At 57.5% G+C, this 23,380-nt stretch carries 22 protein-coding genes; 7 read left to right on the forward strand and 15 right to left on the reverse strand.

The features are described from left to right. Window positions 1-35: 35 nt before the first annotated feature. Both ybaL and INF86_RS04700 read right to left on the reverse strand, forming a co-directional pair. Complete coding sequence (ybaL, locus tag INF86_RS04695) at window positions 36-1,712, reverse strand: YbaL family putative K(+) efflux transporter (RefSeq protein ID WP_022647281.1); 1,677 nt, start codon at window positions 1,710-1,712, stop codon at window positions 36-38. A gap of 232 nt (window positions 1,713-1,944) precedes the next feature. Then, a complete protein-coding gene (locus tag INF86_RS04700; RefSeq protein WP_063163454.1) occupies window positions 1,945-3,165 on the reverse strand; it encodes an MFS transporter in 1,221 nt (406 codons plus the stop codon). 164 nt (window positions 3,166-3,329) lie between these two features. Between INF86_RS04700 and ushA the strand changes: the two genes are divergently transcribed. After that, on the forward strand, window positions 3,330-4,982 hold the full coding sequence (ushA, locus tag INF86_RS04705) for a bifunctional UDP-sugar hydrolase/5'-nucleotidase UshA (protein ID WP_023305601.1): 1,653 nt from the start codon (window positions 3,330-3,332) through the stop codon (window positions 4,980-4,982). A gap of 92 nt (window positions 4,983-5,074) precedes the next feature. Here the strand turns inward: ushA and ybaK are convergent, their stop codons facing one another. The 3 genes from ybaK to copA all read right to left on the reverse strand — a co-directional run bounded on the left by ybaK (window position 5,075) and on the right by copA (window position 9,149). Beyond that, window positions 5,075-5,554: a Cys-tRNA(Pro)/Cys-tRNA(Cys) deacylase YbaK gene (gene ybaK, locus INF86_RS04710; RefSeq protein ID WP_010428207.1), complete on the reverse strand. Its 480-nt coding sequence runs from the start codon at window positions 5,552-5,554 to the stop codon at window positions 5,075-5,077. Window positions 5,555-5,752: 198 nt separating this feature from the next. After that, the gene (locus tag INF86_RS04715) at window positions 5,753-6,547 is read right to left on the reverse strand and encodes a TraB/GumN family protein (RefSeq protein WP_023299471.1); all 795 of its coding nucleotides are present in this window, start codon (window positions 6,545-6,547) and stop codon (window positions 5,753-5,755) included. A gap of 103 nt (window positions 6,548-6,650) precedes the next feature. Continuing rightward, window positions 6,651-9,149 (reverse strand): copper-exporting P-type ATPase CopA, encoded by a 2,499-nt coding sequence (copA, locus tag INF86_RS04720; protein ID WP_045621267.1) that lies wholly within the window; start codon window positions 9,147-9,149, stop codon window positions 6,651-6,653. A 108-nt stretch (window positions 9,150-9,257) separates the two neighbouring features. Here copA and cueR point away from each other — a divergent pair, with 108 nt between their 5' ends. Beyond that, window positions 9,258-9,668 (forward strand): Cu(I)-responsive transcriptional regulator, encoded by a 411-nt coding sequence (gene cueR / locus INF86_RS04725; RefSeq protein ID WP_017383222.1) that lies wholly within the window; start codon window positions 9,258-9,260, stop codon window positions 9,666-9,668. Here cueR and INF86_RS04730 read toward each other — a convergent pair. From INF86_RS04730 to INF86_RS04740, 3 genes are all read right to left on the reverse strand, one after another. Further along, a complete protein-coding gene (locus INF86_RS04730) occupies window positions 9,665-10,117 on the reverse strand; it encodes an NfeD family protein (protein ID WP_023299473.1) in 453 nt (150 codons plus the stop codon). The genes cueR and INF86_RS04730 overlap by 4 nt on opposite strands. Further along, complete coding sequence (locus INF86_RS04735; protein ID WP_003858941.1) at window positions 10,114-11,028, reverse strand: SPFH domain-containing protein; 915 nt, start codon at window positions 11,026-11,028, stop codon at window positions 10,114-10,116. Before INF86_RS04735 ends, INF86_RS04730 begins: the two co-directional genes overlap by 4 nt. 154 nt (window positions 11,029-11,182) lie before the next feature. Beyond that, on the reverse strand, window positions 11,183-12,037 hold the full coding sequence (locus tag INF86_RS04740) for a hypothetical protein (protein WP_022647288.1): 855 nt from the start codon (window positions 12,035-12,037) through the stop codon (window positions 11,183-11,185). A 142-nt stretch (window positions 12,038-12,179) separates the two neighbouring features. Between INF86_RS04740 and fetA the strand changes: the two genes are divergently transcribed. Together fetA and fetB are read left to right on the forward strand one after the other, a co-directional pair. Further along, window positions 12,180-12,851 (forward strand): iron ABC transporter ATP-binding protein FetA, encoded by a 672-nt coding sequence (fetA, locus tag INF86_RS04745; RefSeq protein WP_063199683.1) that lies wholly within the window; start codon window positions 12,180-12,182, stop codon window positions 12,849-12,851. Next, window positions 12,844-13,626, forward strand: coding sequence for an iron export ABC transporter permease subunit FetB (gene fetB / locus INF86_RS04750; RefSeq protein ID WP_022647290.1), 783 nt, complete (start codon window positions 12,844-12,846; stop codon window positions 13,624-13,626). Before fetA ends, fetB begins: the two co-directional genes overlap by 8 nt. Window positions 13,627-13,675: 49 nt before the next feature. Here the strand turns inward: fetB and INF86_RS04755 are convergent, their stop codons facing one another. From INF86_RS04755 to tesA, 3 genes are read right to left on the reverse strand one after another with little or no spacing between them, the layout of a single operon-like run. After that, a complete protein-coding gene (locus INF86_RS04755; protein WP_022647291.1) occupies window positions 13,676-14,530 on the reverse strand; it encodes a co-chaperone YbbN in 855 nt (284 codons plus the stop codon). Between the two features lie 58 nt (window positions 14,531-14,588). After that, a complete protein-coding gene (locus INF86_RS04760) occupies window positions 14,589-15,398 on the reverse strand; it encodes an SDR family oxidoreductase (protein ID WP_087878403.1) in 810 nt (269 codons plus the stop codon). Next, entirely contained in the window at window positions 15,379-16,011 is a 633-nt protein-coding gene (tesA, locus tag INF86_RS04765) for a multifunctional acyl-CoA thioesterase I/protease I/lysophospholipase L1 (RefSeq protein WP_063841934.1), read from the reverse strand. The genes INF86_RS04760 and tesA overlap by 20 nt, the downstream gene beginning before the upstream one ends. Between tesA and ybbA the strand changes: the two genes are divergently transcribed. The 3 genes from ybbA (at window position 15,982) to INF86_RS04780 (ending at window position 20,407) form a co-directional block, all read left to right on the forward strand. Beyond that, a complete protein-coding gene (gene ybbA / locus INF86_RS04770; protein WP_006809828.1) occupies window positions 15,982-16,668 on the forward strand; it encodes a putative ABC transporter ATP-binding protein YbbA in 687 nt (228 codons plus the stop codon). The two genes, tesA and ybbA, sit on opposite strands and share 30 nt — an antisense overlap. Continuing rightward, window positions 16,665-19,079, forward strand: coding sequence for a putative ABC transporter permease subunit YbbP (gene ybbP, locus INF86_RS04775; RefSeq protein ID WP_063841920.1), 2,415 nt, complete (start codon window positions 16,665-16,667; stop codon window positions 19,077-19,079). The genes ybbA and ybbP overlap by 4 nt, the downstream gene beginning before the upstream one ends. Before the next feature lie 182 nt (window positions 19,080-19,261). After that, window positions 19,262-20,407, forward strand: a complete 1,146-nt coding sequence (locus INF86_RS04780; RefSeq protein ID WP_022647296.1) for a porin — start codon at window positions 19,262-19,264, stop codon at window positions 20,405-20,407. A gap of 87 nt (window positions 20,408-20,494) precedes the next feature. On the opposite strand, the gene INF86_RS04785 is transcribed toward INF86_RS04780, so the two are convergent. The 4 genes from INF86_RS04785 to purE all read right to left on the reverse strand — a co-directional run bounded on the left by INF86_RS04785 (window position 20,495) and on the right by purE (window position 23,365). Further along, window positions 20,495-20,647 carry a hypothetical protein gene (locus INF86_RS04785; protein WP_154816810.1) on the reverse strand — a complete coding sequence of 51 codons (153 nt, stop codon included), beginning with the start codon at window positions 20,645-20,647 and terminating at the stop codon, window positions 20,495-20,497. Further along, window positions 20,637-21,707: a tRNA 2-selenouridine(34) synthase MnmH gene (gene mnmH / locus INF86_RS04790; RefSeq protein ID WP_038415556.1), complete on the reverse strand. Its 1,071-nt coding sequence runs from the start codon at window positions 21,705-21,707 to the stop codon at window positions 20,637-20,639. The genes INF86_RS04785 and mnmH overlap by 11 nt, the downstream gene beginning before the upstream one ends. Window positions 21,708-21,791: 84 nt before the next feature. Further along, window positions 21,792-22,859: a 5-(carboxyamino)imidazole ribonucleotide synthase gene (gene purK / locus INF86_RS04795; protein ID WP_023299480.1), complete on the reverse strand. Its 1,068-nt coding sequence runs from the start codon at window positions 22,857-22,859 to the stop codon at window positions 21,792-21,794. Beyond that, the gene (gene purE / locus INF86_RS04800; protein WP_023299481.1) at window positions 22,856-23,365 is read right to left on the reverse strand and encodes a 5-(carboxyamino)imidazole ribonucleotide mutase; all 510 of its coding nucleotides are present in this window, start codon (window positions 23,363-23,365) and stop codon (window positions 22,856-22,858) included. Before purE ends, purK begins: the two co-directional genes overlap by 4 nt. Window positions 23,366-23,380: the final 15 nt, after the last annotated feature.

Consider the following 23,380-nt stretch of genomic DNA (forward strand, 5'->3'; position numbering starts at 1 on the left):
GAGGGCTGGGGTGAGGGGACCAGGCCGCACAAAATTTACCCCGTCACCGCCTCTTCAACCGGCGGCTTCGTCAGCATTGTCAGCATCGTATTCGCAATCTCACGCTCACCCATCACCACCTGATTCGCGCCGCGCTCGGTAATGTACTCTACTTCGTCATCATAATGGGCGCGGGCTATGATTTCGATATGCGGGCATTTTTCACGGGCTGTGGCGACAATCTCGCCAGCCTCGTAACCGTTCGGGATAGTGAGCAGCAGCCAGCGAGCGCAGTCCAGATGCGCCAGATTCATAATCTCTTCGTTAGCCGCGTTGCCCAGCACCGCGCGGATGCCGCGCTCGCGAAGCTCGTCGACGCGAGTGCGTGACGTTTCAATCACTACAAGTGGAATGCCCTGAGCCATCAGTTTTTCACCCAGCAGGCTGCCGACGCGGCCAAAACCGACCAGCAGCGCGTGGTTGCAGATATCCACCGGGATCTGTTTCTCTTCTTCTGTCGCCTCTTCCAGCGTCAGCTCTTCGAGGGTTTCGGTCTTCTCGAGATATTTCTCCAGCAGGGCAAACAATACCGGGTTCAACATGATGGAGAGGATCGCCCCCGCCAGCACCAGATTTTGCCCAGCCTGTGGCAGCAGATTCAGGGCCATCCCCAGACCAGCCAGAATAAAGGCGAACTCGCCAATCTGCGCCAGGCTGGCGGCGATGGTCAGCGCCGTGCGCGGCGAGTGACCGAACATCCGCACCAGGAAGAAGGCGGCAACGGACTTACCAAAGATGATGATTGCCAGCGTACCCAGCACGGCCAGCGGCTGCTGGATGAGGATCATCGGGTCGAACAGCATCCCGACGGAGACAAAGAACAGCACCGCGAACGCATCACGTAGTGGCAGAGTATCGTGCGCGGCACGGTGGCTCAGCTCGGACTCGTTCAGCACCATCCCGGCGAAGAATGCGCCCAGCGCAAAGGAGACGTCAAACAGCTCGACAGCGCCAAAGGCAATGCCCAGCGCCAACGCAAGGACCGAAAGCGTGAACAGTTCACGCGAGCCGGTGGCGGCGCTGCGGGACATGATCCACGGCACCAGACGGCGGCCCACCAGCATCATGATGGCAATAAACGCCACAACCTTACCGATGGTAATGCTCATATCCAGCGCCAGCGAAGCGAAGCCGATATTCTCTTTTTCCATCATCCCGGCGACGGCGGGCAGCAGTACCAGCGTCAACACCATCACCAGATCTTCAACTATCAGCCAGCCAATCGCGATTTGCCCGCGCTGGCTGTCTATCAGCTGCCTCTCTTCAAGCGCGCGCAGCAGCACCACGGTACTGGCGGTTGAAAGACACAGCCCAAATACGATACCGGTCATGATTGACCAGCCCAGCACCGCCGAAAGCGCCATGCCCAGCAGCGTCGCCACCCCTATCTGGGCGATCGCTCCCGGTATGGCGATCGACTTTACCGCCATCAGATCCTTCAGGGAAAAATGCAGTCCGACGCCAAACATCAGCAGGATAACGCCCAGTTCCGCCAGCTCCGGTGCAAGTTTGGTATCTGCGACAAAACCCGGCGTAAAGGGTCCTGCCAGCACGCCCGCTAACAAATAGCCTACCAGGGGCGAAATACGCAGTTTGTTGGCAATCATGCCGAGGATAAAAGCGAGCACAAGTCCACCAACAATGGTGGTGATAAGCGGTGTGGCGTGGTGCATTCCGTCTCCTTTCGCGATGGGTGATCCATTTTTGGTGCAAATACCAAAAAGCCGATTAATAGTTTATGACAATTTTTACGCTTATGTTTATGAATAATTGTTGAAATCACAATAAAAAGGCAATAAGCATAAAAAAAGGCAGATTTTGATAAATTTGCTGAGGGGAGGGAGAGGAAAGCCTTATGGCATCAGGTTATCCGGCTGCCAAAGTTTAACTTTGGCAGCCATGAAGTTACGCTTTATGACGGTTGTCAGGCAGGAATATGGTCAACATCCCCAGAAGTGGCAGGAAAGCGCAGATTTTATAGACCAGGAAGATGCTGGTGTGGTCTGCAACCATCCCTAACACGGCGGCGCCAAGGCCGCCCATGCCAAAGGCAAAACCGAAAAAGAGACCGGAAACCATACCGATACGTCCCGGCAGTAGCTCCTGCGCATAGACCAGAATGGCTGAAAACGCCGACGCGAGAATAAAACCAATAATCACTGTCAATATTCCGGTCCATTCCAGCGTTGCGTACGGTAAAACAAGCGTAAACGGCGCAACGCCGAGGATAGAGCCCCAAATCACATATTTACGTCCGATTTTATCTCCCACAGGGCCGCCAATCACCGTGCCTGCCGCCACCGCAAACAGGAAGGCAAAGAGATGGAACTGGGCGTTTTGTACCGATAATCCGAATTTTTGCATCAGATAGAAGGTGTAATAGCTGCTAATGCTCGCCATATAGAAATATTTCGAGAAAATCAGCACCAGCAACACGCTGACGGCAAGGATCACCTTATTACGCGGAAGGGGATTGGTTATCTTCGCGACAGGTTTTCCCTTATTTACGCGGTGCTGCGCGGCATACCAGCGGCTGATTTGCGCCAGGACGACAATCGCCAGCAGCGCGGCCAGCACAAACCACGCCACGTTGCCTTTGCCGTAAGGCGCGATAATTACCGCCGCCAGCAGAGGACCGAGGGAGCTACCAACGTTCCCCCCCACCTGGAACAGAGACTGCGCCAGCCCGTGGCGTCCGCCGGAGGCCATACGCGCCACGCGGGACGATTCCGGATGGAACACCGATGAACCGGTTCCTACCAGCGCCGCGGCAACCAGTACCGCCTCAAAGCTGCCCGCCATGGCCAGCAGCACCAGCCCGCTCAGGGTGAAGCACATCCCAATGGGCAGCGACCATGGCATCGGGTATTTGTCCGTCCAGTAGCCCACCACCGGCTGTAGCAGCGAAGAGGCCAGCTGGAAGGTCAGGGTGATCATCCCGATCTGCACGAAGGTTAATGAGAACTCAGACTGCAACAGCGGGTAGATCGCCAGAATCAGCGACTGGATCATGTCGTTGAGCAGATGAGAGAGACTGATTGCGCCTAATACTTTGAAGGAAGTGCGCGATTTCGGCGGCGACGCCGGAACGCCCTGAACAGGCTGGGTTGATTCACTGATTGCCATAAATACCACGTCAATTTGTAATTAGAGATGCAGGGAGTAATTATTATCCGACTAACATACTCGTCCGTGACATTTGAAGAAAGTCGCAATTCTGAAAACTTATTTGTCTATTCTTGTGAGTCACTGTAATTTTTGCGTTTGTCTATGGGTCAGGGAGAGAGAAGATGAAGTTAATAAAGCGTGGCGTCGCGCTGGCGCTCATCGCCGCATGGGGGCTGACAAGCCTGCCCGCGCAGGCGTATGAAAAAGATAAAACCTATAAAATTACCATTCTGCATACTAACGATCATCACGGCCATTTCTGGCGCAGCGAATACGGTGAATATGGCCTGGCGGCGCAAAAAACGCTGGTGGACGGCATTCGTAAAGAGGTCTCGGCTCAGGGCGGCAGCGTGCTGTTGCTGTCGGGCGGGGATATTAATACCGGCGTACCGGAATCTGATTTGCAGGATGCCGAGCCTGATTTCCGCGGCATGAATTTAATTGGTTACGACGCGATGGCGGTCGGAAACCACGAGTTTGATAACCCGCTGAGCGTATTGCGCCAGCAGGAAAAGTGGTCCAAATTTCCGTTCCTTTCCGCCAATATTTATCAGAAAAGCACCGGCGAGCGCCTGTTTAAACCGTGGGCGCTGTTTAAGCGTCAGGATCTGAAGATCGCGGTCATCGGCTTAACCACCGACGATACGGCCAAAATTGGCAACCCTGAATTTTTCACCGACATCGAATTCCGTAAACCGGCGGACGAAGCGAAGCTGGTGATCCAGGAGTTGCAGCAGAATGAAAAACCGGATGTGATTATCGCTACCACCCACATGGGGCATTACGACAACGGTCAGCACGGCTCTAACGCGCCGGGCGACGTGGAGATGGCGCGCAGCCTTCCTGCGGGCTCGCTGGCGATGATTGTGGGCGGTCATTCGCAGGATCCGGTCTGCATGGCTTCTGAGAATAAAAAGCAGGTAGATTATGTGCCCGGCACGCCGTGCGCGCCGGATCGTCAGAACGGGATCTGGATTGTACAGGCCCACGAGTGGGGTAAATACGTTGGCCGTGCGGATTTCGAATTCCGTAACGGCGAGATGAAGCTGGTGCACTATCAGCTCATCCCGGTCAACCTGAAGAAGAAAGTGACCTACCCGGACGGCAAAAGCGAGCGGGTACTCTACACGCCAGAGATCGCTGAAAACCAGCAGATGCTCTCCCTGCTGACGCCGTTCCAGAGCAAAGGGAAAGCGCAGCTGGACGTGAAGATTGGCACGCTTAACGGACGACTGGAAGGGGACCGCAGCAAAGTCCGCTTCGTACAAACCAACATGGGGCGTCTGGTGCTGGCCGCGCAGATGGCGCGCACGAATGCGGATTTCGGCGTGATGAGCGGCGGCGGTATTCGTGATTCCATCGAAGGCGGAAACATCACCTATAAAGACGTGCTCAAAGTGCAGCCGTTTGGCAACGTGGTGGTGTATGCGGACATGAGCGGGAAAGAGGTAATTGACTACCTGACCGCCGTGGCGCAGATGAAGCCGGACTCCGGAGCGTATCCGCAGTTTGCTAACGTCAGCTTCGTCGCGAAGGACGGTAAGCTCAACGATCTCAAAATCAAAGGCGAACCTGTTGATCCGGCGAAAACCTACCGCCTGGCAACGTTAAGCTTTAACGCCACCGGCGGCGACGGCTATCCGCATATCGATAACAAACCGGGCTATGTAAATACCGGGTTTATTGATGCGGAAGTGTTAAAGCAGTTTATCCAGCAAAATTCACCGATTGACGTGAACGCGTATGAGCCGAAGGGCGAGGTGAGCTGGCAGTAGAGCGGGTGTGTTGTGCCGGGTGGCGGCTACGCCTTACCCGGCCTACATTCGAATCGTAGGCCCGGTATGCGCAGCGCCACCGGGCAATTTTCTCAATCCCTGCGCGCAATATCCGCAAATTTCGCGTCCAGCATTTTCGCCAGATCGCCTGCGGCCAGTTCGATATCCAGCCCGCGTTTGCCGCCAGAAATATAGATCGTCTCAAATTCCTGCGAAGGCGCATCGATCAGGGTCGGCAGACGCTTTTTCTGGCCGAGCGGGCTGATCCCGCCGACCAGATAACCCGTAGTGCGTTGCGCAACCATCGGGTCTGCCATATCGACCTTTTTCGCTCCCAGCGCTTTGGCCACTTTCTTCAGATCAAGCTGTCCGGCGACGGGCGTCACTGCCACGGCGAGGTGCTTCATATCGCCATTCACCGCGACCAGCAGCGTTTTGTATACCTGGTCCGCGTTCAGCCCCAGCTTGCGCACCACTTCATCACCAAAGTTGGTTTCGTTCGGATCGTGATCGTAGGTGTGGATCCGGAAAGAAATTTTGTTTTTTTCGAGTAATTTAACGGCGGGAGTCATGGCTATCCTTCTTACGACAGACGGTTCATGCCAGCAGCATACGCCTGACGTTTGTCTAAAAAATAGCACCATCTTGCGCAATAGTATTGGCAGTGATGGTTACTTTGAGCGACAATCGGCGTAGCCGAAGGTCACTTCGGTATAATAAAAACGATGAAATTCCTCTTTGACGGGCCAATAGAAATATTGGCCATTTTTTTATTTCAGCAGCGACGGCAAATTCCCTTCTCCGTACAAATGCAACGCGCCAACCGCGACAACATAACGACCGGCAGGCAGGGCATACAGCGTCTCCCGCCACGCCTGGTTGCGCGCGTTCATCAGCACATCATACAACGATTCACTGAACGTCGACGGTAACGCCAGCTTACCGTCTGCGGGCGGCGCATCCAGCCACCAGCCAATCATCGTTTGCAGCAGACGCGCGTTGGTGTGCCAGTGGGTCAGGGTATCATCCAGCAGCATCTTGCCGTCATCAGGAAGCTGGCGAAGAAGCGCAATCTGGCTGTCCGTGCCTTCCAGTTCAATGACGGACAGGTTGCACGCCCTTGCCGCATTCAGCAGTTGATAATCGATACCGTAATCGCCGCGCAGCCCCAGGCGCTGCGCCTGGGTTGCCTGTAGCACCATGGCAATTTGCCACAGGGGCAGGGTGTCGAGCATTGAGAGCGAGACGCCGGACTCATCCGCAAGACGGGTAAGCTCAGCCAGCTGCGTCTCGTTAAGACGTTCAGCCAGGGGGCGGTCGCTTTCCAGCCCGGCAAACGGCGATTCATGGCCGGAGATGTCGGCTTCGACGATCAGCGCGTCGGCGCGCTTCAGTAGTTTAATCAGGCCGGAGGGCAGGGGGGACATATCCTGCGTGCCCATATGAATGCTTCCCACCAGGTGCAGTTGCTGCCCACCCGGAAGCGAAATATCCATACCGGGCCAGGCATAACGGCGGGGAAAAAGGGCGCGAAACGATGTTTTTATACGATTAAACAGACCCATACGCGCTCCATAAACGGAAAGGTTCATGCTAGCGCGTGGGGAAGGGGGGCGCAATAGGCGAAAGCCGGGCGGCGCTGCGCTTACCCGGCCTGCTTCCGGGATTCTACGCTTTCGGTTTAAACCGCAGCAGACGGTTAGCGTTGCTCACCACGGTAATTGACGAGAGCGCCATCGCCGCACCCGCAACAACCGGGTTCAGCAGGGTGCCGGTCAGCGGCCACAAAATCCCGGCGGCAATCGGAATGCCGAGCGAGTTATAGACGAAGGCCCCCAGCAGGTTCTGCTTCATGTTGCGCAACGTGGCTTTCGAAATCGCCAGCGCATCCGCCACGCCCATCAGGCTGTGGCGCATCAGGGTGATCGCCGCAGTTTCAATGGCGACATCGCTCCCGCCGCCCATCGCAATACCTACGTCAGCCTGCGCCAGCGCCGGGGCGTCGTTGATGCCGTCGCCGACCATCGCCACCTGACGACCATCACGTTGCAATTTCCTGATGGCGTCCGCTTTGCCATCTGGCAGTACGCCGGCTATCACCTCATCAATCCCGGCTTCTCTGGCGATGGCGTTAGCGGTAGTCGGGTTATCACCGGTTAACATCACCAGGCGATAGCCCGCATGGTGCAGGCGTTGCAAGGCATCCACGCTGTCCTGGCGTAACGGATCGCGTACGGCCAGCAGCGCCGCCACCTGACCATCCCTCGCCAGCAGAACCGGCGTCGCGCCCTGAGAGGCCTGCGCGTTCAGCTCAGCGTCCAGCACGGACGTATCAACACCGTGTTCAGTTAGCAGTGCCTGGTTACCCAGCAGCAGCGTATGGCCTTCTGCTTCACCGCTGACCCCTAAACCGCGCAGGGTGCGGAAGTTGCTTACCTGCGGCAGGCGGGCATCACCGGCTTTCTCAAGGATGGCGCGCGCCAGCGGGTGACTGGAGCCTTGTTCCAGCGCGGCGGCCAGGCGCAGGGCATCCGTCTCCGTACAGCCAATGGTATTAACGGCCACTACCTGCGGTTTGCCCTCGGTGAGCGTGCCGGTTTTGTCAAAGACGAGGGTGTCCAGCGTGCTTGCCCGTTGCAGGGCGTCAGCATCACGGACCAGTACGCCAAATTCGGCGGCGCGTCCGACGCCAGAGATAATCGACATCGGCGTGGCCAGACCAAGGGCACAAGGGCAGGCGATGATCAGTACCGTGGTGGCGATCACCAGGGTGTAGACAATCTGCGGCGCCGGGCCGAAGAAATACCAGATTGCCGCGCTCAGCAGGGCAATACCGACCACCACTGGCACAAAAATGGCGGAGATTTTATCGGCAAGCTGACCAATTTCCGGCTTACTGCTCTGCGCCTGGCGGACCATCCGAATGATGCGTGACAGTGTGGTATGACTGCCAACGGCGCTGGCGCGGAACAGCACGCTGCCGTCCTGTACCACCGTACCCGCATGCACCGCATCGCCCTGAGATTTCTGCTGGGGGATCGGCTCACCAGTCAGCATGGCTTCATCAAGCCAGGCATCGCCCTGGGTGATTTCACCGTCGACGGGCACGCGGTCACCGGTGGTGAGACGCAGCGTCATACCGGGTTGCACCTCTGAGAGAGGAACGTTTTTTTCCCCATCGTCGGTGACCACGCGGGCCGTCGGCGGGGTTAAATCGAGTAATCTTTCCAGCGCTTTCGACGAACGCTGACGCGCGCGGGCTTCGAGCATATGGCCTAAGTTAATCAGACCTATAATCATCGCGCTCGCTTCATAATAGAGATGGCGCGCCTCCATCGGGAACCACTGCGGCCAGACGTTAACGCTCATCGAATACAGCCACGCCGCACCCGTCCCGAGCGCGACCAGCGTGTCCATCGTCGCGGTGCGGTTTTTCAGGCTCTTCCAGGCGCTGGTATAGAAATGTCCGCCTGCAAACACCATCACCGCAAGGGTAATCAGACCAATCACCAGCCACAGGGTGCGGTTGTCTGCGGTGACCATCATGTTGTCACCCATCATGCCCCACACCATCACCGGAATACCGACCAGCAGGGCGACGATCGCCTGCCAGCGGAAGCGCTTCATGGTGGCGACAGCCGTTTCCTGCTGGCGCTCGCGGCGCTCGGCATCATCTTCGATGGCCTCCGCCCCGTAGCCCGCTTTCTCCACGGCCTGCACTAAATCTGCGGCGGAGGCACTGCCCATCACCAGCGCAGTACGCTCCGCCAGGTTTACCCGTGCCTGTGCGACGCCCGGTACCGCCTGTAAGGCGTTTTGTACCCGGGAGACACAGCTGGCGCAGCTCATGCCGTTGATCAGCAGCTGTTGGCTGTCATCAATATCATCAGCTACCGGAAGCTCAGGAGTGGCCGCTGTCAGTGCTTCCGACGGGGATGATGACTCTGCCAGCGGTTTAGCCTTTGGGTGGCTTAACTCCGCCCCGTAACCGGCCTGTTTAATGGTATCAATCAGCGCGTCGGCGCTGGCGCTGCCGGTCACGGCGGCATGATCGATAGTCACCTCAGCGCTTTCCACATCAGGACGCTGCTCCAGGCTTTCTTTAACACGTTTGACACAGTGGCCGCAGGAGAGGCCGTCCAGTGTCAGGTCAATAGTGTGAGACATAACAAAACTCCCGTATAATGTTCTGGTCAATTGTTGACCTTCACTCTGCTTTTCGCTAACTGTTATGAAGGTTAAACCTTCCATCAAGGGGAAGGTCAAGGGGGAAATGTGAATATCAGCGATGTTGCGAAAAAAACCGGCTTAACCAGCAAAGCGATTCGCTTTTATGAGGAAAAAGGGCTGGTGACGCCACCGTTGCGCAGTGAGAACGGCTACCGCAGCTATACGCAGCTGCATCTTGATGAACTGACGTTACTGCGCCAGGCAAGACAGGTAGGATTTAACCTTGAAGAGTGCGGCGAGCTGGTTAACCTGTTTAACGATCCGAAACGCCACAGTGCCGACGTGAAAAAACGTACGCTGGAAAAAGTGGCGGAGATCGAACGCCATATCATCGAATTACAGGCGATGCGTGAGCAACTGCTACAGCTGGCAGAATCCTGCCCGGGAGATGACAGCGCCGAGTGCCCGATTATCGACAATCTTTCCGGCTGCTGCCACCGTAAAACCCACGCCTAACAGGCTTTAATCCGCAGGGTAATGCCTTCCACCGCAATGACCTCAACCCGCGTGCCGGCGCTGAGGTCATCATCGGCCACCACCGGCCATGAACTGTCCCCCACGCGCATATGACCGCGTCCGTTGATCAGCGCGTTATCAAGCGTAAAACGTTTACCCACGATCTGCTGCCCACGCTGATTGAGATGCGCGTCGACCGGCTTCTGCGCCTTCACCCGTTTGTTCAGCCAGCGCCACCACAGCCAGGCGGCCAGCAGCGTCAGCACGGCAAACAGCGCGCCCTGCCACTCCCAGCCGACAGGCAGCAGCCAGACGACCAGCCCGGTAATCACAGCGGCAACACCGCTCCACAGCAGATAACCGTTGCCGCCAAGCATCTCGGCGGCCAGCAGCAAGCCGCCAAGGCTTAGCCAGAACGCATGAGGATGTGCAACGATGAGCTCAATCATTTTTTACGCTCGTTTCCGCCGTCTTTGATCAACTCGGCAATTCCGGCGATAGATCCCATCAGACTGCTGGCATCCAGCGGCATCATCACCACTTTGCTGTTGTTCGCAGAGCCGATCTCCTTCAGCGCATCGGTATATTTTTGCGCGACGAAGTAGTTCACAGCCTGGATATCCCCGGCGGCAATCGCCTCGGAAACCATTTGCGTCGCGCGGGCTTCCGCTTCTGCCGAACGTTCACGCGCTTCTGCCTGGAGGAAGGCAGACTGACGGTCGCCCTCGGCTTTCAGGATCTGCGACTGTTTTTCCCCTTCCGCTTTCAGGATCTCGGCCTGACGCACCCCTTCGGCTTCAAGAATATAGGCGCGTTTGGTACGCTCGGCCTTCATCTGCGCATTCATGGAAGCAATCAGCTCTGCCGGTGGGCGCACGTCGCGGATCTCAATGCGGGTCACTTTGATCCCCCACGGATTGGTGGCTTCATCAACAATGTGCAGCAGGCGGGTATTAATGCTGTCGCGCTGGGAGAGCATTTCGTCCAGCTCCATCGAGCCAAGCACGGTACGGATGTTGGTCATCGTCAGGTTGACGATCGCCAGCTCCAGGTTGCTCACCTCATAGGCCGCTTTCGGCGCATCAATCACCTGAATAAAGCACACCGCATCGATGGTGACGTTGGCGTTATCCTTAGAGATGACTTCCTGGGAAGGAATATCCAGCACCTGCTCCATCATGTTGATTTTACGCCCAATTCTGTCCATGAAGGGGACGATCAGGCTTAAACCCGGCTGAAGGGTATTGGTGTAGCGACCGAAACGTTCGACGGTCCACTGGTAACCCTGCGGGACAATTTTGACGCCTGCGCCCACGATAACCAGCGCAACGAAAATAAGGACAGGAACAACGATGAGCATAAAAACCTCCTGTTTTGCATGCCGTAACGAGAAAAATTGCGTATTTGTTGAACGTAAGTATATCGGTTAACGGGCGGGATTTCGCCCCTGTAAAGAGGTGGGAACCGGACTGGTAAAATTAAAACGCCCCGCCAGGAGAGCGGGGCGCATAGCGTTACTCTTCAGACCAGGTATAGCTGAAGTCGGTGATAAACCCATCCCCGGCGTCAGCGATGGCTTTCGATAAGCCCTGATAGTATTTTTCCAGGCCGATGGCCTCTATCTGCTGGATCTGCTCGCGAACGGGAGCGCAGAACAGTACTGCATTGCCCGCTCCGACACGTTTGTTGTTCGGCGGCAGATCGCCGGTAATCCCCTTAAACCAGGTTCTGATCCCTTGCTTTAAGCTGTGCGGCGCTTTTGCAAGATCCTTCTGGCCTGTCAGCACCTGTAAGGTGGGGAACTCATTTGCATTGACGGCGGTTTTCATGCGTGCAAAGAACGCGGTAAAAAGCTCAAAAGAGCCGAGATCCGTGACGCGAGGCTTGGTGGTTTTTCCGTTTTTATTGCCCATTTTTCCGGCAGGGGCTGTAGGCGCCGGAACCACATTGACCTTATGCAGATCCAGACCAAACAGCAGATTGCAGTGCGCCCGGCGCTCTTTAAGCGGGTAGGACATTAGCACGTCAATAAACGCCGTCGCCTTCACATCGGCCAGGTCATGGTTAATCAGCCATTGCGAGCGGGCAAATTCCGCGGGGGAAACGAACCAGTCCGGCACCTCAGTAAAGCGTCTGGATTTACCCTTGCCGTCAAACTCGAGAAAGTAAGCCCCATCATCGAAAGCAAAATAGCAGTTTTTAAAGCTACCGATTGTGGTGTTAACGATGAGCGCCTTCTTAACAAAATCGACCACCTCTGCACCCATGACAAAACGCGTGAGTTCAGAAGAATTGATGACTTCCATTAATGTTTCCACATCTGGAACACCAGGCTTCAGGGAAGAGAACTCATAAAAGATATGTGTCATGTTGCTGACTTCCTGTAGTTATAGAGGTGACAATTACCGAACAAAAAGTTTAACACTTGCGATAGGTTAAGGCTATTCGCGCAGCGTAGCGGAAAGGATTATGCTAAAGGCTGTTCTTATCACAGCGGTTAACGGAATCGGAATGAATAATAAAAAAAATCTTCTGGATATCAGGGATGTTGGCTTTCGTGTGGTTGATAACACCATCCTTCAGCACGTCGATTTTTGTCTCTCTCCGGGCGAATTTAAACTCATAACCGGCCCCTCCGGCTGCGGCAAAAGCACCCTCCTGAAAATCGTGGCTTCGCTACTGAGTCCAACGGAGGGAACCATCCTGTTTGAAGGGAAAGATATCGCCACGCTTACACCGGAAAGCTATCGCCAGCAGGTGTCATACTGCGTGCAAACGCCGTCCCTGTTTGGCGACACGGTGTACGACAATCTGGTTTTCCCCTGGCACATCCGCAACCAAACGCCCGATCCGAAAAAGTTTGCGGACGATCTGACCCGTTTTGGGCTTCCGCCGGAGACGCTGACCAAATCGACTGCCGAACTGTCAGGCGGGGAAAAGCAGCGCGTCTCGCTGATCCGTAACCTGCAATTCCTGCCGAAGGTGCTTTTGCTGGATGAAATCACCAGCGCGCTGGATGACGCTAACAAGCGCAACGTCAATGAGATTATTCATCGCTACGTCCGTGAACAGGATATTGCCGTGCTGTGGGTGACGCACGATTCAAATGAAATTAGCCATGCGGATGATGTCATCACGCTCAGGCCGCAGGGCGGGAAAATGGAGGAGGCTCACCGTGGGTGAACATAACATAACCAACGAATCGCTGGCGCTGTCGATGGTCCTGGTGCTGGTGGCGATTGTGGTCAGCTACCGGGAGAAGCTGGGGCTGGAAAAAGATATTCTGTGGAGTATCGTTCGCGCGGTCATTCAGCTCATCATCGTCGGCTATGTGCTGAAATACATCTTCAACGTCAATCATGCCGTGCTGACCCTGTTGATGGTGCTGTTTATCTGCTTTAACGCGGCATGGAACGCGCAGAAACGCAGTAAATACATCGATAAAGCGTTCCTCTCGTCGTTTATTGCCATCACCACCGGGACCGCGTTAACGCTGGCGGTACTGGTGCTCTCCGGCTCGATAGAATTTACGCCGATGCAGGTGATCCCCATTTCCGGGATGATTGCGGGCAATGCGATGGTGGCGGTCGGGTTATGCTACAACAATCTGGGGCAACGCTTCAGCAGTGAACAGCAACAGCTTCAGGAGAAGCTAAGCCTGGGCGCGACACCGAAGGTGGCCTCGGCGCGGTTGATCCGCGACAGCATTCGTTCTTCGCTGATCCCAACGGTGGATTCCGCCAAAACCGTGGGTCTGGTGAGCCTGCCGGGCATGATGTCGGGGCTAATTTTTGCCGGTATCGATCCGGTAAAAGCGATTAAATACCAGATTATGGTGACGTTTATGCTGCTCTCTACGGCGAGCCTGTCGACGATTATTGCCTGCTATCTGACCTATCGGAAGTTTTACAACGCGCGCCACCAGCTGGTGGTGACGCAGTTGAAAAAGACGGGGTAATATCGGCTTCTGTAGGCCCGGCAAGCGTTAGCGCCACCGGGCATTTTTGTTAGTAAAGCAATGCGTACAGCTGACGACGATACTTAGACGCTAGCGCGTCACCGGTGCCGAGCGCGGCCAGGATCTCCTGGAACATCTTTCGCGCCTGACCGTCTGCGGCGCCCAGGTCCTTCTGAAGGTGACTAAACAGCAGCTCCAGCGCCTCTTCATTACGCCCCACCTGGTGAAGCTGAAGCGCCAGCTGGCTTGCCAGCGCGGCATCCGCCGGGTTGTCCGCAACCTGCTGCTGAAGTTGCTGAATTTCAGGGGTATCCGCCGCCTGTTTCAGCAGGTCAATCTGCGCCACCAGGCCCTGATAGCGGGTGTCCTGATCCTGCATCGGCACCGTTTTCAGCACGGCTTCCGCGTCTTCGGGGCGGTGCAGCGCAATCTGGGTCTCTGCCAGCAGCAGACCAATCTGGCTGTTCTGGTTCGACAGCTGCCACGCGTCTTTTAACAGCGGCAGCGCCTCGTCGTACTTGCCTTCCTGCATCAGCGCCATGGCTTCCTGCGCTTTCAGCTCTTCTTCGCGCGGCAGGACTTTATCCAGCAGGGCGCGGATCGCCTCTTCCGGCTGCGGCCCCTGGAAGCCATCCACCGGCTGACCGTTCTGGAACAGGTAGACGGTTGGGATCGCACGCAGGCCAAACTGGGAAGCCACCATCGGTTCGGCGTCACAATCCAGCTTCGCCAGAATGAATTGACCGTTGTACTGCGCGGCAAGGCTTTCCAGGACCGGCGTCAGCTGCAGGCAGTGTTGGCTGCGTTCAGACCAGAAGTAGAACAGCACCGGTGTAGTCATTGACTGTTCGAGTGTCTGTTGCAGGTTAGCTTCAGTTATGTTGACGATATTCTGTACGGACATGCGGCATTCTCTTTTATCGGTTTACTCTTTACATGGGGGTAAGCGTCGTCGCTTCAACTCAACCCTGCAAAATTTTGTCCATCATCCGCCCCGGCAGCAGGCGTTTTAACCAGCCGACGGCATGGGTCACCAGCGTCACCGGATAGCGCATTTTAGGGGTATCGCTCTCAAATGCGTGGCGCACTTTGGCAACCACGGCTTCTGGCCCAAGCGTAAAACGCGCCGCGATACCGGGATTTTCGACCGGTTGGTCCGCCTGCGTCTGGTTAACGTTTTCCGTAAAGCGGGTGCGGATGGGGCCCGGTTCAATCAGGCTGACCTTAATGCCGCTGTGGCGCAGCTCCATGCGCAACGCATCGGACCAGGCTTCAAGCGCATATTTACTGGCAGCGTAAGCCCCGCGTCCCGGCGTGGAGATCAGGCCCATCACCGAGGAGGTCATGACAATCCGCCCTTCGCCGTGCGGCAGCATGGCGGGGAGAAGGCGCATGGTGAGCTGATGCGCCCCAAAAAAGTTTGCGGAGAACTGCTGCTCCAGCTGTTCCCGCGAGAGGGTCTGTAGCGGGCCGTACACGCCGTAGCCCGCATTGTTAAACAGACCGTAAAGCCGGTTGTTGGTCAGGGCGATAACCTCATCGGCGGCCTGCTCCACGCTCTCTGGCGAATCGAGATCCAGCAGAATGCCGGTAAATCCCAGCCCTCGCATGCGTTCGACATCTTCGGGTTTGCGGCAGGCCGCCAGCACCCAAAACCCCTGACGTTTCAGTTCAAGGGCGCTCTCAAGGCCAATTCCGCTGGAACATCCTGTTATTAAGACCGATTTTTGCATAACTTTACCTGTCAGGTTCTCAGCTGTTTGACGAGTCATGTTTTACTAAAGGAGCCAGCCGGGTTGCCATCCAGTCGGCAATGAACGGCTGGGCATCGCGATTGGGGTGAATGCCATCATCCTGCATCCACTGAGGTTTCAGATAGACCTCTTCCATGAAAAATGGCAGCAGCGGAATATCAAACTCTTTGGCAAGCTTAGGATAGATCGCGCTAAACGCCTCATTATACCGACGGCCGTAGTTAGCGGGCAGGCGAATTTGCATCAGCAGCGGCTGGGCGTTAGCAGCCTTAATGGTCTGCAAAATAGTCCGCAGCGTTTGCTCCGTTTGCTGTGGCTGGAAGCCGCGCAAACCATCATTACCGCCCAGTTCGACCAGCACCCAACGCGGTTGATGCTGCTTAAGCAGGGCAGGCAGGCGCGATAAGCCTTGCTGCGACGTATCGCCGCTGATGCTGCCGTTAACGACAGACGCCCGGGACTGCCATTTTTCATTGAGCAGGGCGGGCCAGGCCGCACTGGCGGCCATACGATAGCCCGCGCTCAGGCTGTCGCCCAGAATCAATAACGTGTCCGCAGCCGCCGCGCGGAAGGTCATCAGCATCAAAAACAGGAAGGGCAAATGCCAGCGGAAAACATTGTTGAAGTTCATCGTCTTAAGAAGTCCGTCGGTCAGGGAGAACACGAGCTTTCCATCCTCACCGGAGTTGAACTCGTTGTCAAACGTGCCGAAACCATCGCCCTGATTGGCGAATCCGGTTCCGGTAAGTCCACGCTGCTGGCCATTCTCGCCGGGCTGGACGATGGCAGCAGCGGGGAAGTGAACCTGGTCGGCCAGCCCCTCCACGCGCTTGATGAAGAGGCGCGCGCCGCGCTGCGTGCCCGGCATATCGGGTTTGTCTTTCAGTCATTCATGCTGATCCCAACCCTCAACGCACTGGAAAACGTTGAGCTGCCCGGCCTGCTGCGCGGTGAAAATACCCGCGAAAGCCGCGATCACGCCAAAGCGTTGCTGGAACAGCTGGGGCTGGGAAAACGTCTCGACCACCTTCCGGCACAGCTTTCCGGCGGTGAGCAGCAGCGCGTGGCGCTGGCCCGGGCGTTTAACGGGCGCCCGGAAGTGCTGTTTGCCGATGAGCCCACGGGCAATCTCGACCGTAAAACCGGGGACAAAATTGCCGATCTGCTGTTTTCACTCAACCGCGAACACGGCACCACGCTGATTCTGGTTACCCACGACCCGCAGCTGGCCGCCCGCTGCGACCGCCGCCTGCGGCTGGTGAACGGTGTTCTTCAGGAGGAAGCATGATTGCCCGCTGGTTCTGGCGCGAATGGCGCTCGCCCTCGCTGCTGATTGTCTGGCTGGCGTTGAGCCTGGCGGTGGCCTGCGTGCTGGCGCTCGGCAGCGTCAGCGATCGTATGGAGAAAGGGCTTAGCCAGCAGAGTCGGGAATTTATGGCGGGGGACCGGGCTCTGCAAAGTTCTCGCCCCGTGCCGCCGGGCTGGATTGAGGAAGCGCGCAAAGAGGGGCTGAAGGTGGGAGAGCAAATCACCTTCCAGACCATGACCTTTGCGGGCGACACGCCACAGCTTGCCAGCGTAAAAGCCGTGGATGACATCTACCCGATGTATGGTGATTTACAAACCAGTCCGCCGGGGCTAAAACCGACGGCCGGTACGGTACTGCTGGCATCGCGTCTGATGGCGTTGCTGAACCTGAAACCCGGCGACAGTATCGACGTCGGCGACGCGACCCTCAAAATTGCCGGGGAAGTGGTGCAGGAACCCGACTCCGGATTTAATCCGTTCCAGCTCGCGCCGCGCCTGCTGATGAACACCGCTGATGTGGCGAAAACCAACGCCGTCCAGCCGGGTAGCCGCGTCACATGGCGCTATAAGTTTGGCGGGACGCCTGCTCAACTGGAGGCGTATGAAAAATGGCTCCTGCCTCAGCTCAGGCCGGAACATCGCTGGTACGGGCTGGAGCAGGATGACGGGGCGCTCGGCAAATCCCTTGAGCGTTCTCAGCAGTTTCTGCTGCTGTCGGCGCTGTTAACCCTGCTGCTGGCCATTGCGGCCGTTGCCGTGGCAATGGGGCACTACTGCCGCAGCCGTTACGATCTGGTGGCGATCCTCAAAACTCTCGGCGCGGGCCGGGCACAGCTGCGCAAGCTGATTGTTGGCCAGTGGCTGATGGTGCTGGCGCTGTCGGCTCTGACCGGCGGGGCGATAGGGCTGCTGTTTGAAAAGCTGCTGATGGTGCTGCTCAAACCGGTCCTGCCCGCTGCGCTGCCGCCTGCCAGCCTCTGGCCGTGGCTGTGGGCCATCGGCGCGATGACGACGATCTCCCTGCTGGTGGGGTTACGCCCCTACCGGCTGCTGCTCGCCACCCAGCCGCTGCGCGTGCTGCGCCGGGATGTGGTGGCCAGCGTCTGGCCGCTGAAGTTCTATCTGCCGGTGATTATTGCGGTGGCGGTCGGGTTGTTGGCCTGGCTGATGGGCGGCAGTACGCTGCTGTGGGCGGTGCTGGCGGGCGCGGTGGTGCTGGCGCTGCTGTGCGGCGTGGTGGGCTGGCTATTGCTCAATCTTCTCAAAAAGCTGACGGTGAGATCGCTGCCGGTGCGGCTGGCGGTTAACCGACTGCTGCACCAGCCGTGGTCTACCCTCAGCCAGCTCTCGGCATTTTCGCTGTCGTTTATGCTGCTGGCGCTTCTGCTGGTGCTGCGCGGGGATCTGCTGGATCGCTGGCAGCAGCAGCTTCCTCCGGAAAGCCCGAACTATTTCCTGATCAACATTGCTCCCGAACAGGTGACGCCGCTGAAGGGTTTCCTGTCTGAGCATCACATTATTCCGGAATCGTTCTATCCGATCGTGCGCGCCCGCCTGACGCAGATCAACGGCCAGTCCACGGAGGGAAATAAGGATGAATCGCTCAACCGCGAGCTCAACCTGACCTGGCAGGCGAAACGTCCGGACCATAACCCGATCGTTGCCGGCACGTGGCCGCCGAAAGCGGGGGAAGTGTCGATGGAGGAGGGGCTGGCGACACGCCTGAACGTGAAGCTCGGCGATAGCGTGACCTTTACCGGTGATACCCAGGATTTCACCGCCAAAGTCACCAGCCTGCGCAAAGTGGACTGGGAAAGCCTGCGGCCGAACTTCTTCTTCATCTTCCCGCCGGGCGCGCTGGACGGACAGCCCCAGAGCTGGCTGACCAGCTTCCGCTGGGAAAACGGCAACGGCATGCTGACGCAGCTTAACCGGGAGTTCCCGACGGTGAGCCTGCTGGATATCGGCGCGATCCTCAAACAGGTCGGGCAGGTGCTGGAACAGGTGAGCCGCGCCCTGGAGGTGATGGTGGTGCTGGTGACCGTCTGCGGCCTATTGCTGCTGCTGGCGCAGGTGCAGGTCGGCATGCGTCAGCGTCATCAGGAGCTGGTGGTCTACCGCACGCTGGGGGCCAGTAAACGGCTGCTGCGCGCCACGCTGTGGAGCGAATTTGCCCTGCTCGGGCTGGTGGCGGGCCTGGTGGCGGCCATCGGGGCGGAAACCGCACTGGCGGTGCTTCAGACGAAAGTCTTTGATTTTCCATGGGAGCCTGACTGGCGGCTGTGGTTAACGTTGCCCGTCTGCGGCGCGGTGCTGCTGTCCCTGTGCGGTGGCTGGCTCGGGACGCGGCTGTTGAAAGGTAAAGCGCTGTTCCGCCAGTTTGTCAGCTAGTTTATTTGCGTGATGATGACGCACCGGCATTTCTGCTGGTGTGTCATCGATTAATAGCACTAATCGTTAATACCCATGCATTTAGTAGCACAAAACATTAAAAACCCGCCCACACATCCCGAATTTTTCCGGTTAATATTCACCAGCTAAATATTTAGCAGCGTGTCTATCAAGGAAAAAGAATGACTATAAGAAAAACAGCGCTGGCGACAACGATCGGCGCAGCAGTGGCATTGGCTTCTTTCGCATCTCAGGCGGAAATCACCCTTCTGAAACAGGATCCGCAGGCGGGTAACCCGCTGAGCCGTCTGAACTTCACCGTTGGCGGCAGCATCCGTCCTCAGTTCCAGAACATGACCGGTGACGACGGCAAAAACGGCTACAAGCGTAACGGCTTTGACGGCGGTACCCGTTTCCGTTTCGCGGCAGACTACTACCTGTTCGATGACATCAGCTGGATCACCTACTACGAGCTGGGTGTGAACATTCCGGCGCAGTTTAACTGGGATAACCACTACGCCGACGGCGCGCACGATACTTCACGCCGTATGCTCTACACCGGTCTGAAGAGCGACACCTGGGGTACGCTGACCTTCGGCCAGCAGAACAGCGTGTACTATGACGTGGTGGGCGCAAAAACCGATATCTGGGACTACGACATGATTGGTCAGGCGTCGGGTAACGGGATCAACGGCGACTACGACGGCTCTTACCGTTCACGCCAGATGCTGAAGTACAAGAAAACCGTGGGCGATGCTGACATCTACGCCTCTTACCTGTTTGAAGACAGCGAATACCTGCCGGGCAACGGCCTGCGCTACAAGCGCAAAGGCGGCGGTTCACTGGGTATCGATTACCACCTGACCACCGATCTGACCTGGGGCGCAGCGTGGAACTACACCCGCGCGGACATGCGTAATCCGGACAACGGCGACAGCAAATCCTACGACCAGAACATTCTCGGCACCGCACTGAGCTGGACGCCGGATAACTGGACCTTCTCCGCAGGCGGCGGCTGGTATCAGAACTTCATGACCACCAAAAAAGTGTCCGTTAACGACTACTTCGCCGGTGATGCATGGGGTATTGAATACTTTGCGGGATACAAATTCCCGGTCGGTCAGTATGCGGTGAAATCCATTCAGCCGTACTTCATGGGCGACCGTATTGAGTACGTGAATGGCCGTAACTACCAGCGCATCGACAACGGCGTAGGTATCAGCGTCCAGCTGGACTACGGTTTCCGCGTGGATTACGAACACGTGTTCACCTCCAGCACCGACAACCTGGGCGACATGAACCTGGTGCGTCTGCGTTACGACTTCTGAGTGGTTTGTTCCCCGGTGGCGCTGCGCTTACCGGGGCTACAAAAGCACGCGTAGGCCGGGTAAGGCGTAGCCGCCACCCGGCTTTTTTCAGCGATCAAGCCATTCGGCAATGTCTTCAAACGTCCCGCGATATACAATTTTCTCCGCCTTTTTCTCCAGCTGATAGCCGTACATCGGATCGTAATAGCACGCGTAGGCCGGGTAAGGCGTAGCCGCCACCCGGCTTTTTTCAGCGATCAAGCCACTCGGCAATTTCTTCGTACGTCCCGCGAAAAACAATCTTCTCCGCTTTCTTCTCCAGCTGATAGCCGTACATCGGGTCGTAATAGTCCTTCAGCAGCGGCACAAGCCAGCTGAAGTGCGCGTCAGTGCTTCCAGAGCGCTGTTGTTCCAGCAGCGCGGAATCTAATAGCGCGGTAAATTCCGCGAATCGTTGCAGCCCCAGACGACGGCGGATGGCGAACAGGCCGTGATGCAGGTATTCGCTGTAGGCTTTCCAGCCCGCTTCTTCACCGTAGGCGGCAAAAAAATCGGCCCACATGTGGTCGAAATACTCTTCGCGCAGGCGCTCAAGACGGATCTCAAACGGATCTTCGACCACCACGACAGGCGCTTCCGCCATGCGGTCGCGCAGGCACTCCGGCAGGTGGTTAGAGCCAATCATCCGGCCCTCATCCTCCAGCACCCAGCGCGCGGCATCTTTTTTTAGCAGCTCGACGGCAAGGTGATTCTCGAAGCTCGCCTGAGAAAGTTGCGGGGTGAGCGTGCGGCCAAATGACGAGCCGCGATGGTGCGCCAGCCCTTCCAGATCGATGCCCTGCGCATGCTGCTTCACCAGCAGCGTTTTGCCGTTTCCGGTACAGCCACCGATAAGCACCATCGGTTTTTGTGACTGCTCAATCGTCACCTGAATTGCCGTCTGGCGCAGGGCCTTATAGCCGCCGCGGATCAGCGGATAATCGATTCCCGCCTCTTTAAGCCAGGCCTGGGAGATATGTGAGCGCTGGCCACCGCGCGCGCAGCAAAGGTAGCCCTCAGGATGGGCCAGGCTGGCTTCGCGCCAGGCGTTGATGCGCGCCTCTCGCGTCTCGCCGTTGACCAGGCTATGGCCGAGCGTCAGTGCGGCGTCCGGACCCTGGCGTTTATAGCAGGTGCCGACGGCGGCACGCTCGTCGTCGTTCATTAAGGGCAGGTTGAGTGCGGCGGGCATCGCACCCTGGACAAATTCGATCGGCGCGCGAACGTCGATTAAAGGGGTATCGGACGCGAGGATCGCGCGATAGTCCGTTCCATCGTTCATGGTGGTTCCAGAAGAAAGCTAAGCAGCAATGGGCGGGAATTGTACGCCGGGGAAGGGGAAGGTCAACTCCCCGGCGGGGGTTACTTACTTCAGTTTTGACTGCGCCCAGACAATCCCGCTCGCGTATTCTGGCGGCAGCAGGGGAACAATCGCTTCCAGCGTGGCGCTCAGGCGGTCCGTGTCGGTATCGTTCAGGTTCAGGTGGCCGACCTTACGACCCGGGCGCACCGCTTTGTCGTACCAGTGCAGGTGCACCAGCGGCAGCTTCAGCCAGTCGTAGTTCAGATCGGTGCCGATCAGGTTGATCATCACCGACGGGCTGGTCACCACCGGCTGCGGCAGCGGCAGGTCAGTGATGGCGCGCAGGTGCAGCTCGAACTGGCTGATGGAGGCACCGTTTTGCGTCCAGTGGCCGCTGTTGTGCACGCGCGGCGCAAGTTCGTTGATCAGCAGACCCGATGGCGTGACGAAACACTCCATCGCCATTACGCCCACATAGCCCAGCTCATGCATGATGGCAGAGAGCATCTCTTCCGCCTGCGCCTGCTGGTCAGCATTGGCCTGCGGGAAGGCGACGCTGGTGCGCAGAATCCCGTCCTGATGCAGGTTATGCGTTAGCGGGTAAAAAACGGTGTGCCCGTCATGCCCGCGCGCGCCCACCAGCGACACTTCACCGCTGAAGTTTATGCCCTGCTCAACGATGCACTCGCCGTAGCAGTCGTCCGGCAGCTCGGCGGTGTCGTTCGCGCGCAGGCGCCACTGCCCGCGACCGTCGTAGCCGCCGACACGACGCTTCACGATCGCCAGATCGCCCAGCATGGCGAAGACGTCATTCCACTCGCTTTTGTCGGACAACAGCTGCCACGGCGCGGTCGCAAGGCCGAGCTTGTCGAACAGCTGCTTTTGCGTCAGACGGTCGGCGATGATCGGGAAGACGTCGCGGTTCACAAAGGCGTTATGGCGCGCCAGCTCGCGGGTCAGGGCGGTTTCCGGCCAGCGTTCAATTTCGGCGGTGATCACGCTCTGATGGAACGGCACGGCTTCCGGCTCGGCGTCCAGCCCGACGGGCCAGACGGCAATACCCAGCGGCTCACCGGCCTGACGCAGCATCCGGCCAAGCTGACCATTACCAAGAACGCAAACCTGCTTCATGCTGCACCCCGCGGATCCGGGTTATCCAGCACCTCGTCGGTCTGGGCTTTACGCCACTCCGCCAGACGTTGATGTAAGTCATTATCATGCGTCGCGAGGATCTGCGCGGCCAGCAGGGCGGCATTTGCGGCACCCGCCTTACCAATCGCCAGTGTACCGACAGGGATACCGCGCGGCATCTGGACGATAGAGTACAGGCTATCAACCCCGCTTAACGCGGCGCTTTGCACGGGAACACCCAGTACCGGCACCAGGGTTTTGGCGGCAATCATGCCCGGCAGATGTGCTGCGCCGCCCGCACCGGCAATGATCACCTCGTAACCGTTCTCTTCGGCGCTTTCGGCGAAGCTGAACAGTTTATCCGGCGTACGGTGCGCGGAAACCACTTCGACGTGGTGCGGAACATTCAGGATTTCAAAGATTTCGGCGGCGAACTGCATGGTAGCCCAGTCGCTTTTGGACCCCATCACGATGGCGACACGCGCCGGATTATTGCGGGAAGACATGCGTCTTAAAACTCC

Source organism: Enterobacter cloacae complex sp. I1M, from assembly GCF_014982425.1.
GTDB classification, from domain to species: domain Bacteria; phylum Pseudomonadota; class Gammaproteobacteria; order Enterobacterales; family Enterobacteriaceae; genus Enterobacter; species Enterobacter intestinihominis.